Genomic DNA, 10,708 nt, shown 5'->3' with positions numbered 1-10,708 from the left:
TCAAATTCATCGATCTCTTCTGTCATTGCGATCGCCCGCAGTCTCTATTACTTCATACTACCAGGTATCGCTTTTTATTGACACAGTAAGATTAGCAGCCGCAATCCACTGTGGCGCGCGCCCATGCCCGGACCACGTTGCGCCGCTTTTAGGGTCCCGGTACTTGGCAACAGCCGTAGCGGGCTTCGCGGCGGTCTTTGCCGCCGCGTGTTTCGCGCGCTGCTTGCCGCCAGTGTGCGCGTCAATGTCAGCGGTCGTTAGACCGTGCTTCGCCATCAACTCGCGAATCCTTTCGATGACGCCCGACGATTGCTTTGCAATCAGCGCATCCGCTTGGGCCTTCAATTTATCCATCTTCGCCTGAATTGCTTCCAAAGTCGTTGCCATCAGGTGGCCTCCTAGTGAATGTGGTCGCAATATGCCACGGTCGCGCTAGAAAAGGCTAGTGCATTGACTAAAGCGGCGTATCACCAAAAACCACAACACTGCGTCGCCGCGCTCCATGCCCTTCAATGCGGTCCGCTCAAGGCTTGTCCTTGCCGCGAACATTACTTGGTGGTTCCCCGGTGTTTCCACCGTTCCTCCTTCGGCGTTGGAAGAGAACACCGAATCCAACCGCGACAAGCAAGGCCGTCATCAGGCCGGCGCTCATGCCGGTCGCGCTACGGGATTCACTTGCGCTAGAAGGAGCAGAAGCGACCGTAGGCGAAGAGGCTTGAGTCTCGACAGGCTGCGGAAGCGCCACGCCGGCGGCACTCCCTTGACGCGCAAGAGATGCTTCCGATGTCGGCAAGGCTTGGGATGCGGGAAGGGCGATTGCGTCCGAAGTAGGTCCAACAGGGGCCATTGCAGTAGCCGAGGCCATAACCGGAGCCACTGCAGCGCGGGAAGTGGTTTCGACAGACCTGGCTATCACCGCCCACCGAACAAATACGCCGTCGATGCAGTGGACGTCAGTGCAGGCGTTCCGCGATTGCCTCCACCGGGCGAGTTGTGCGGGCGAGAGTTTCCCACTGCTCAGCAGAGCCTGCTGTTGCGCGACGATATCTTCGTACTCATTGTTCAGGATGGCGTGGTCGCATATGACGCGCTCAGCCGGTTGTCGCGTGGTTGCACATTGAATATCGCTTGCCGGTGCTCCGGTTGAACTAAGCGCTGCCATAGACAGCAGCAATGCCAAACATTGTCTCGCTTGCATCAGTCCTCCTTTGAACCGATTGCCGCGGCGCCGCTGACTGGCAAGACATCACCAACCTAGGCGACCAATAGGCCACGGTTCTTGGACCGTACCACCCCGACCAAGTTGCCGTCACCGCAACTCAGCTTGCCCGCACGACGTCGCATCGTCTACCACTCATCAACGCAGTAGAGCCGGCTCGGTAGCAATGAGCCGAGGCCCTACTCCGTTGAAAAGACAACGGCCGGCATGTCGCCGATTTGTGCGAAGCTGCGGACGAAACGATAGACTTGGCCGCCGATTTGCATCTGATTTGCTCCCGAAGAGGTCGATTCAAGCATGTCGTTAGCAAGCGATATTGCAATCGTGCCAATCTGCTTCAGGTCTTCGCGCAGACCTGCGGAGTCGCCCAAATAGACGGTACACGCACCTGCCGTGTGTCTCATCATCACGATGCTTGACGCCTTATCGAGCGACCTTTCCAAATATTCGGCAAGTGTTTGCAGCGATTCCGATACCTGCTCTGGGTGGCCGTCCGCCATTCCATTGTCGTCCGTCACTTTGACCTCCTTCGCCCGATGGGCCCTGTGACCGTCTTCTGTCTTCTTCCAGTTGCCATCATGGCACGGCGGCCGCGTCAGAGACCAGGAACCCTAATAATGCCAAGGTCGTATTGAGGCCGACCACAACGTAGACTCGGACATTCGGCACTCTGTGGGTCGCCTGCACGCTGCCTAATTGCAGTTTGTGCTGACCGAATTACCCAAGCTTGTCGAAGTACAGTGGAAGCTCGTACTGGTCAGATGGCCTGTCTGCGGCTGGCGTGCGTTGACCGCCTGCATGTAGTTGGCCCACGCAATCATGCCGTTGGCGAACTACTGGCTGGCAATCTGCTGAGTGTGCAGTTCGCGTTCTTGGTCCTGCAGCATCCGCGCCTCGCGATACTGCCGACCAGCATCGACCGCCGTCCGCAGCAACTGCATAGGAATCGAAGCGGCCGGCAAGATAAGCGAATTAGCATCGTTATCTTGCCGGAGCAGCCATTGCTCGATACGGAATCTCTCGCCAACCGATGCAGGTAAGCATCTGCCTCAATCAGCTCGAATGTCGCCGCTATTCCCCTCGAATCGGGGAAAGTCAGAATACAAACGTGTAGACAATCAGCTAGTCTGGAGGCGTTGTGGCGAGGCTCGTTGACCATCCGTGGGCATGCGCGTCGCAGCGATAGCAGAACTCTGGCAGTCGCGAAAATCGCGCAAACCCAAGTCCAGCAAGCGTTTTAGGATGCAGCATGCCGCTGGCAGCGATTCCAGACGACAACGTTTTTATTGACAGAAATTTTTTTCCGATAAATTGTCGACACTTGTGTAGTTTAATTTCTACCATTGAAAGGGGCGTCATCATGAAGTTTGCGAAGGAGCTGTGCATCAGCGCTGTTGCGAGCGCGTTGCTTTCTATTGCGACCGCGTCGGTCGCGCAGACAGTGTCGCTGGGCGCGGTGTTGCCGCTTACGGGAGCGAGCGCGTCCGTCGGAGACGACCAACGACGAGGTATTGAACTCGCAGTCGAACAAGTCAATGCGCATAACGGCGTGCTGGGTCAGAAGCTTCAGGTCGTCGTGGAGGATTCCGGCGGCAATGCGGCAACGGCACTGAGTTCAGCAAGAAAACTCGTTTCTGTGAACAAAGTCCCTGTTGTGCTGGGCGAGTTTTCCTCAGGAATCACGATTCCAGTCGGCGAATACGTCGTTCAGCAGGGCGACGTACATATCAACATCGGTTCATCGAGTCCGGCAATCCGCAAAATCGGCGAGGGGTCGTTCAGCGTTATCGGACTGGACGACCTGTCGGCTCGCTTCGCGGCGGGAGACGTCTTCGCCCAGAACCTGAAAGACGTGGCGTTCATCGCACCGAACAACTCCTACGGTCAAGGTGTCGCCTCCGAATTCAAGAAGCGATTCGAGTCGCTTGGTGGCAAGGTGTCGTCGCTCGTGCTGTACAGCGAAGGACAGTCGACATACCGACGCGAGCTGCAGCAAATGTCCCGCTCGTCACCTCAGGCCTACGTCTACAGCGCCTACGGACAAGAGGCCGCGACCATCAATCGCGAAGCGTATGAACTTGGTCTGGGCAAGAAGAAGTGGTACGGCATTTACCTCACCATGTGCACGAGCGACACTGTGCCGCAAGCCGCTCAAGGACAGGAAGGACTCGAAGTCGCGTCCATTGGCGCGGGTGGCAAGTCTTACGACCAGGCATATCGCGAGAAGTACAAGGAAGCTCCGAAGTCCTCATTCGGCAGCTATGCGTACGACGGCGTGATGGTAGCGGCGGCTGCAATCAACAAGGCCGGGGCAGCTGACCCCACAAAGATTCGCGCGGCAATGAAGACAGTCGTACCGTACAACGGCGCGACCGGCACGATTGCCTTCGACGACGCAGGCCAAAGAAAAGAGCAGCCGTACGACAAGGTGAAGTTCGATACCAAGGTCGTTGCCCGATAAGCTCCGCCGCGCTGCTCTGCGGCGCGGCGGCCTAGGAGAGTCCCCATGCTTCAATTCATCGTCGATGTCCTGATACGAACTTCGGACATCATGCTCGTGGCGGTGGGCCTGAGCGTTGTGTATTCACTGGTCAAATTTCCGAACATCGCGCACGTCCAGTACGCGATGCTGGGCGCATTCGGTACTTTGGCGTTGAATCGCACAGGTCTGCCTTTCTCACTTGCGCTCATCGGGGCATGTATCGCGACAGGCGTAGTCGCGGTTCTGCTCAATGTGCTCGTCTTCAAGCGGCTCCTGCGCTCCGGCAGTTCAATTGCAATGATTGGCTCGCTTGCCATCTCGATGATTCTCATCGCAGTTGTCCTGGGTGTCGCCGGCTCGCGCCCATTCCGGTATTCGTCGGGGCTGTCGAGCCCAATTACCCTCGGCTCAACCACCATTTCGGTCGACCAGATTACTTCGATTGCGTGTGGGTTCGGTTGTGTTGCGCTGCTCGCGGTTCTGCTCTTCAAAACGGGAGTCGGCCGCTCGATGCGGGCCATGTCGTCGAACCCCGCGCTGGCTGCAGCGACCGGAGTAGATGGTGCACGGGTGGTCAACGGCATCACGTTCCTCAGCGGCGCATTGGCTGCGTTGGGCGGGGCAATGTTGGGGCTGAACGAGAGCGTACACGTTGGCTTGGGCACCAACCTGCTGCTGCCAGTGTTCGCCGCAGCCATTCTCGGAGGTCTCGGCAATCCCCTTGGTGCAGCAGCCGGCGCGTTGCTGATTTCAATTGCCGAGACGCTGGTGACCAATCTCGACTTCGGTTGGCTTTTCGGCACATCCGACGTCTATGTTCCGGTGACATATATAAGTGCCGCGTCGTTCGTGATTTTGCTCGTCGCGCTTCTCTTCAAGCCGTACGGCATCTTCGACCGGGAGGTCCGCCGTGTATAGCTTCCTTCTGCACGTTGCGACACTGAGCTGCATTTATGCGCTGCTCGGACTGGCGTTGAATCTACAGGCAGGCTTCGCGGGACTTCTGAACTTCGGTTTCGTAGCGTTCGCGGGTGTTGGTGCCTACGCGTCAGCAATTAGCTCCTCACTCGGATATCCCGCACCTGTCGGCATTCTCTTTGGCGTCGTAACCGCAATGGTTGTGGGCTTTTTCATGGCTCGGCTGGGGCGCAATCTCGCATCCGACTACTGGGCGATTGCCACACTGGCGGTGGCGGAGCTCATCCGCACCGTCGCGCTCAACGAAAACTGGCTCACAGGCGGCGCTCAAGGCATCAGCGGGGTGCCGGCATTGTTCAGAAGCGCGTCCGGCGTCCAGAATGACCTCGCGTTTTTTCTGCTGGCGCTCGCGATGGTCGCGATTGCACTGTTCGCCTGCGTTCGACTTTCCCGTGGACGTTTCGGGCGAGCCATCCGACTGATGCGTGAGGAGCCTGCTCTGGCAACCAGTCTCGGCTATCAGCTCGTTCCCCTCAAGGTTAAGGCGACGGTCACGAGCGCCGCGATAGCGTCGGTCGGAGGTTCTCTGCTCGCGCACTACATGAGCTTCGTTGGCCCGGACTACATGCTCGCGTCCGAGACTTTCGTCATCTGGACGATGGTCATGATTGGCGGGCTTGGCAATAACCTCGGGGTCGTGCTCGGCGCATTGCTCGTCGAAGCCATCTATAGCGCAGTGCCATTCGCCAAGGACTATCTCAACATCAGCAGCGATATCGCTGGCGCCGTCCGGCTCGGCACAATCGGCGTTGTCCTGCTTGCCTGTCTTCTGGTTCGTCCAGGCGGTCTACTTCCCGAAAAAATCCGGAGCGCAACATGAACACGATGCTTCGATTGCAGGATGTCCACAAGTCCTTTGGTGGAAACAGCGTCCTGACCGGACTCAACTTTCACGTCAGGACAGGTGAAATCGTAGGTCTGCTCGGACCGAACGGTTGCGGGAAGAGCACCGTGCTCAACGCAATCACTGGTTATTGCCCGATTGACCTAGGTCTCATCGAGGTCGGCGGTCAGCCGGTGAACGGCCTGTCCTCCCATCAGATTGCCGCAAAGGGTGTACGGCGGACCTTCCAGCTGCCGTCAATGCCGACGCGGATGACGGTAAAAGAAGTTGTGATGGCCGCGTCGACACGAAGCCACGGATTGTTCAGTACGCTTTGCAGGTCTGGTGCGACACGCAGCCTTGAGCATGAGACGCGTGAGCGCGCGCATCACCTTCTCGAAGAACTGCTTCTCACGAAGGTCGCGCATCTGCCCGCTGCCTCCATCTCTGGCGGGCAGAAGAAACTCCTGGGCATCGCTTGCGCGATGATGGAGCAGCCAGCATTACTGCTCCTCGATGAACCAATGGCTGGCGTTCACCCGAACTTGCGCTCGGAGTTGGTTACCACGCTCAAGAGAATCAACGGACAAGGCATCACGCTAATCATCATTGAGCACGACATGCATTTCATTTCCGAGACGTGCAGCCGCTGCATTGTTCTGGATAAGGGAAAAACTGTGGCGGACTGCCTTCCGTCAGAGCTCGAAACCCATGAAAGCGTGGTTGAGGCGTATCTCGGCAAGAAGCCGGGCGGCCAGTATCAGGTTGCGGGGGTGATTGCATGATTTCCGTTAACAATGTCGTCGCCGGTTACACACGCGACGTTGATATCCTTCGCGGCATTTCAATCAACACGAAGCAACTCGAAATTGTCACCATCCTGGGCCCGAACGGCTGTGGGAAGTCCACCCTGCTAAAGACGGTCGCGGGTTTCCTGCGGCCGCGGGAAGGGAAGGTCACCCTGGACGAGAAGGACATCGGACAGGTGCCAGTGTTCAAGAAGGTCCGGAAATACGATATCGGCTTCGTGCCTCAGACCGACAACGTTTTCGGCTCGCTATCGGTCTGGGAAAATCTAGCGCTTGGCGGCCAGTTCATGCAGAAGCAGGACAAGGAAAGAAGGCTGGATGAACTCTGTTCCGCCTATCCTGTATTGAAGCGCAAGCTTCGGGCGCGGGCAGCGAGCATGTCCGGCGGAGAGCGGCAGATTCTGTCGCTCGCCCGCGCATTGATGCCAAGGCCACGCTTCCTGTTGCTTGACGAGCCTTCGGCCGGACTATCTCCAAAGATGCTGGGCGAAGTCTTCGACGCAATCGTCGAACTACGCAACACCGAGCGTATCGGAGTGTTGATGGTGGAGCAGAATGCGACCGAGGCCTTGCGCATTTCTGACCGCACCTATGTGCTTTCTATGGGACAAGTTGCACTGGAGGGCAAGTCGTCCGACCTGCTCGCGAGTGATGAGATGCGTCGCCTCTACCTGGGTGGCCGTCCTCATTAGCGTTTCTGTCGTTTCGAAACAATGTGTCCGCATGGATGGCCCCGCGCGGACACATCGGCCGCCTATCGCTCCGGCTTGGCACTCTCGGTGCTCCTATCCCGAGTCAATGCGTTAATCAGCAGTTGTGCGCCAGGCGAGACAGGCGCACCCTGCCGGGTGACGAGTTCATATGGCTCACTCCGCGAGGTAACCGCCAGCGCGAGCTTCGTCGCCCAGCCTTGATTGGTGCAGAAGTCTGCAACAGCAACGGGCAGCATGGCCACGAACGCCGGATTGGTCTGGAGGAGCGACATCGTTGTGAACGCTGATGTTGTTTCGACCAGGTGTACCGGCAGCCGCAGCCCTGCTTCGTGAAATTCACGCTCGAGTTGACGCCGGATTGGCATGTTCGCGCGGTAGACAACCCAATGGGCGCCTTCAAGGTCAGCCAATTCCAACTGCTTCGCATCAGCGAGCCGGTGCTTCGTGCTCGCGATAACAGCGAGGGTTTCCTCTTGCACAGCGACGCTCGAATACAGCTTAGGCGAACGGCTGACGCTCGTTCTGCAAAGTGCGAGGTCGATTCGTCCTTCGTCGAGCAGACCAAGCAGTGTCGCGCTGGTGTCTTCGAGTACTTCGACAGACATCTGGGGCTGTTCCGAGAGGAGCCAGTTGATGGCGTCAGTTAGCAGAGGAACCGCACCCATGATTGTTCCTGCCGACACGCGCCCGCCAAAACCCCGCATTACCCCAAGAAGCTCATCACGCAGATGTGCCATGTCCGATTGGAACAGTCGTGCATAGCGGATGACGCAATGACCTGCAGCGTTGGGTTCAAGTCCTCGACTAGTCCGGACAAACAGCTCGACTCCGAAGATTGACTCGATTTCGCGCAGCGCCTTGCTTGCGCCCGGCTGGGACATCGAAACTTCGCGGGCCGCGTTGAGGAGTGAACCGTGGTCTCCCAAGGCAGCGAGCAGGCGCAGCTGCTTTGCGTGCAAGCGTCCGACCATCGAGGAGAGAAGGAATCGTCAGGGTTGCCTGGCAGCTGTACCGCTATCCCAAAGTTTCAATGTTCAGGTGCGAACTGCCTTCATATACTGGGCATGTGCATTCATAAGTGTACACAAACCGGCGGTCGCTTCGACGCCGGAATGCTCTCGGCCGCTGTCCTGATTCTGTTCGGCTTGCGCTCGCATGTGACTCTGGTTTCGCGCCCTGCGGCAACCGACGAGATGAAGAGAACGCCTGCCTGAGTCGCGTATGTGCGGGTAATTGCTGGTTCCAAAAGAAGACAAGGTTTTTCTTTAATTGTCGACACTTGTGTAGAATGAGCCGGATACAGACATCGACTTATGTCGTCGTTCTGGCGCTAACAGGGTTGCCATTACGGCCATGACGCCCCCTTGCAGGAGAGTTTATGAGTAAGCTTGAAAATTGGAATAGCGCTAACGGGCGTCTGCCTCGCGGCAGCATCGTCGCGCTGATTACGCCTTTCACAAAGGACGGCAGTGTCGATTGGGCCAAATTGCGTAGTCTCATCGACCTCCATATCGATAGTGGCACCGCCGGCATTGCCGTGGCCGGAACAACGGGTGAGTCCTCGACGCTTTCGCATGCAGAACACTGCGACGTAATCTCCGCGACCGTCGAGTACGCGGCTGGACGCATTCACGTGATGGCCGGAGTTGGAGCCAACTCCACGTCGGAGGCAGTCGCTCTTGCGAAATCCGCATCCGACTGCGGGGCAGACTCCCTGCTCAGCGTGGTGCCGTACTACGTGAAGCCTTCCCAGCAGGGACTGCTGGGCCATTTCAGTGCCCAAGCCGATGCCGCCAATGTGCCGTTGGTGCTTTACAACGTTCCTGGTCGCACTGTCACCGACATGTCCGTGTCGACAGTCGTACGGCTCAGCGCTCATCCGAACATCCGCGGCCTCAAGGACGCGACCGGAGACATGGTCAGGGCGTCAGAGTTGGTCGAGGCCCTGCCGACGGAATTTGCCCTCTACAGCGGTGACGATTTCACGTCGCTGCCTTTTATGGCCTTAGGGGGCTGCGGCGTTATCTCGGTCGTTGCAAACATTCTGCCGAAGAGGGTCAACGAGCTCTGCCAGTTCATTGACCGTAGCGAATTGAAAGAGGCTCGAAGTCTCTTCGTCCAGATGCTGCCGCTCACGCGGGCACTCTTCGCTGAGACAAGTCCCGGACCCGTGAAATTCGCTGCGAGCTTGCTAGGGCAGTGCGAACCAGTCGTTCGTCTACCGATTGTCCCTCCCGAGGAGTCGACTCGCGAATATCTACAGGAGTGTTTGCGCGGGGTGCTCGAACATGCTGCGTGAATCGACACCTCAAGTCCGCGACAACATCAGTGCCGGCCTCCCCGATTCGAACGCGCTTGAGCGGGTTGGGAAATGGATGGCCTTGCATGACATTTCTCAGTCCACCGTCGTTCGTGCATCGCGATTGTCCGGAGGCGCCATTCAGGAAAACTGGCGACTCGAGATGAATGACGGGGTGTCGTATGTTTTGCGCACCGATGCGGACGCGGCGATTCCGACGAGCTGCACCCGGGAGGAAGAGTTTTATCGCTACCGGCTGGCGTTCGAGCAAGGTGCGCGAGTGGCTCGCCCCGAGGGTTTTTGCCTCGACCCTAACGTAATTGGGAAGCCATTTTTCATCCTGGAGTTTGTTTCCGGCATAACCGCCGGTCACCTGCTCGCGAGGAACGATGCTTATGTGCCGAACCGGCACGCTCTTGCATCCGAATTGGGTCAACTGCTTGGCGTTGCGCATCGCACCCCCGCCAGCCATGCGCGAGCAGTCTTTGGTGCCGCTCCGCATTCGGCTGCATCCGCGTCGATTGAGCACATTCGCAGACAACTGGACGGTCTCGCTGTTCCCCATCCCGCGCTCGAGCTATGCCTGCGCGAACTTGAAGTCAGACTGGGCCAAGCGACCGAAGCGGTCTTCTCGCATGGGGACTATCGGACCGGCAACTACATGGTGGACAACGGCCGCGTGTCGGCCATCCTCGATTGGGAATTTTCAGGCTGGGGCCACCCGAACGAGGACTTGGGATGGTTCACCGCGCCGTGCTGGCGTTTCGGTCGTCCCGAAATGGGTGGCGGCGGTATTGGACCACTACAGAGCTTCCTCGATGGTTATCAGGAGGCGACAGGCCGCGCGGTCCATCCTTCCGAACTGGTCGACTGGCAAGCGCTCGCGCACGTTAAGTGGGCCGTCATTGCGCTTCATCAGGAGCAGCGTCACGTATCCGGTGCCCAGCGCAGCCTCGAACTGGCGCTGTCCGGACGGCTCGTATCCGAGCTGACGCTGGAAGCAATGAACCTTCTGGAGATTCGTTGATGAACGCCGATGAGAAGATTGTCGACCTGCTCAATGTTGCGCACAGCACGCTCACCAACCAAGTTGTGCCCTCCCTATCCAAGCAGGACCGATACAACTGCCTGATGGTTGCCAACGCGATACGTATCGCCGCGCGCCATTTTCAGTCAACGCGGGAGCGCCATGCGACAGCTTCCCCTGATGCGTTACTGGACAAGAGTGCCCTTGTCCGAGGCATCCGTGCTGGACAGTTTGATGACGGCTCGGCAATGCGTAAGGTGCTGGTCTCCAATCTGCGCAATCGCCTTATTCAGCAACTCCGGGTCGACAACCCGCGCGTGCTCGAAAACCTTCAAAACTCCCCACAGGCTCGATAAAA

General features: G+C 58.1%; 11 protein-coding genes. 8 read left to right on the top strand and 3 right to left on the bottom strand.

From position 1 onward, the window contains the following. Positions 1 to 57: 57 nt before the first annotated feature. Positions 58 to 387 (bottom strand): H-NS histone family protein, encoded by a 330-nt coding sequence (locus P3T25_RS45135; protein WP_429363946.1) that lies wholly within the window; start codon positions 385 to 387, stop codon positions 58 to 60. Between the two features lie 1,011 nt (positions 388 to 1,398). Beyond that, positions 1,399 to 1,737: a hypothetical protein gene (locus P3T25_RS45130; RefSeq protein WP_171928216.1), complete on the bottom strand. Its 339-nt coding sequence runs from the start codon at positions 1,735 to 1,737 to the stop codon at positions 1,399 to 1,401. Between the two features lie 842 nt (positions 1,738 to 2,579). On the opposite strand from P3T25_RS45130, the gene P3T25_RS45125 reads away from it, so the two are divergent. The 5 genes from P3T25_RS45125 to P3T25_RS45105 are packed head-to-tail and all read left to right on the top strand — an operon-like array spanning position 2,580 to position 7,003. Then, positions 2,580 to 3,680 carry an ABC transporter substrate-binding protein gene (locus tag P3T25_RS45125; RefSeq protein ID WP_429363943.1) on the top strand — a complete coding sequence of 367 codons (1,101 nt, stop codon included), beginning with the start codon at positions 2,580 to 2,582 and terminating at the stop codon, positions 3,678 to 3,680. Positions 3,681 to 3,725: 45 nt separating this feature from the next. Then, positions 3,726 to 4,619 (top strand): branched-chain amino acid ABC transporter permease, encoded by an 894-nt coding sequence (locus tag P3T25_RS45120; RefSeq protein WP_429363941.1) that lies wholly within the window; start codon positions 3,726 to 3,728, stop codon positions 4,617 to 4,619. Then, a complete protein-coding gene (locus tag P3T25_RS45115) occupies positions 4,612 to 5,499 on the top strand; it encodes a branched-chain amino acid ABC transporter permease (RefSeq protein WP_429363939.1) in 888 nt (295 codons plus the stop codon). Before P3T25_RS45120 ends, P3T25_RS45115 begins: the two co-directional genes overlap by 8 nt. After that, positions 5,496 to 6,287: an ABC transporter ATP-binding protein gene (locus P3T25_RS45110; protein ID WP_429363937.1), complete on the top strand. Its 792-nt coding sequence runs from the start codon at positions 5,496 to 5,498 to the stop codon at positions 6,285 to 6,287. Before P3T25_RS45115 ends, P3T25_RS45110 begins: the two co-directional genes overlap by 4 nt. Next, the gene (locus P3T25_RS45105) at positions 6,284 to 7,003 is read left to right on the top strand and encodes an ABC transporter ATP-binding protein (RefSeq protein ID WP_171928211.1); all 720 of its coding nucleotides are present in this window, start codon (positions 6,284 to 6,286) and stop codon (positions 7,001 to 7,003) included. Before P3T25_RS45110 ends, P3T25_RS45105 begins: the two co-directional genes overlap by 4 nt. A 62-nt stretch (positions 7,004 to 7,065) precedes the next feature. Here P3T25_RS45105 and P3T25_RS45100 read toward each other — a convergent pair whose 3' ends face one another. Next, entirely contained in the window at positions 7,066 to 7,995 is a 930-nt protein-coding gene (locus P3T25_RS45100) for a LysR family transcriptional regulator (protein ID WP_429363934.1), read from the bottom strand. Positions 7,996 to 8,402: 407 nt separating this feature from the next. Between P3T25_RS45100 and dapA the strand changes: the two genes are divergently transcribed. The 3 genes from dapA to P3T25_RS45085 are packed head-to-tail and all read left to right on the top strand — an operon-like array spanning position 8,403 to position 10,706. Continuing rightward, a complete protein-coding gene (gene dapA / locus P3T25_RS45095; protein ID WP_429363932.1) occupies positions 8,403 to 9,323 on the top strand; it encodes a 4-hydroxy-tetrahydrodipicolinate synthase in 921 nt (306 codons plus the stop codon). Then, the gene (locus P3T25_RS45090; protein ID WP_429363930.1) at positions 9,313 to 10,350 is read left to right on the top strand and encodes a phosphotransferase family protein; all 1,038 of its coding nucleotides are present in this window, start codon (positions 9,313 to 9,315) and stop codon (positions 10,348 to 10,350) included. Before dapA ends, P3T25_RS45090 begins: the two co-directional genes overlap by 11 nt. Continuing rightward, complete coding sequence (locus P3T25_RS45085; protein ID WP_429363928.1) at positions 10,350 to 10,706, top strand: DUF6285 domain-containing protein; 357 nt, start codon at positions 10,350 to 10,352, stop codon at positions 10,704 to 10,706. Before P3T25_RS45090 ends, P3T25_RS45085 begins: the two co-directional genes overlap by 1 nt. The last annotated feature ends 2 nt before the right edge of the window (positions 10,707 to 10,708 follow it).

The sequence above is a fragment of the Paraburkholderia sp. GAS32 genome (genome assembly GCF_050434225.1).
Classification (GTDB): domain Bacteria; phylum Pseudomonadota; class Gammaproteobacteria; order Burkholderiales; family Burkholderiaceae; genus Paraburkholderia; species Paraburkholderia madseniana.
This window is presented reverse-complemented; position numbering and strand designations above follow the sequence as displayed.

What these genes read in the sequence shown, in the direction of transcription:
- P3T25_RS45135 (WP_429363946.1), bottom strand. Translation starts at nt 387, where the DNA reads ATGGCAACGACTTTGGAAGCAATTCAGGCGAAGATGGATAAATTGAAG.
- P3T25_RS45085 (WP_429363928.1), top strand. Translation starts at nt 10,350, where the DNA reads ATGAACGCCGATGAGAAGATTGTCGACCTGCTCAATGTTGCGCACAGC.
- dapA (WP_429363932.1), top strand. Translation starts at nt 8,403, where the DNA reads ATGAGTAAGCTTGAAAATTGGAATAGCGCTAACGGGCGTCTGCCTCGC.
- P3T25_RS45100 (WP_429363934.1), bottom strand. Translation starts at nt 7,995, where the DNA reads ATGGTCGGACGCTTGCACGCAAAGCAGCTGCGCCTGCTCGCTGCCTTG.
- P3T25_RS45110 (WP_429363937.1), top strand. Translation starts at nt 5,496, where the DNA reads ATGAACACGATGCTTCGATTGCAGGATGTCCACAAGTCCTTTGGTGGA.
- P3T25_RS45120 (WP_429363941.1), top strand. Translation starts at nt 3,726, where the DNA reads ATGCTTCAATTCATCGTCGATGTCCTGATACGAACTTCGGACATCATG.
- P3T25_RS45125 (WP_429363943.1), top strand. Translation starts at nt 2,580, where the DNA reads ATGAAGTTTGCGAAGGAGCTGTGCATCAGCGCTGTTGCGAGCGCGTTG.
- P3T25_RS45090 (WP_429363930.1), top strand. Translation starts at nt 9,313, where the DNA reads ATGCTGCGTGAATCGACACCTCAAGTCCGCGACAACATCAGTGCCGGC.
- P3T25_RS45105 (WP_171928211.1), top strand. Translation starts at nt 6,284, where the DNA reads ATGATTTCCGTTAACAATGTCGTCGCCGGTTACACACGCGACGTTGAT.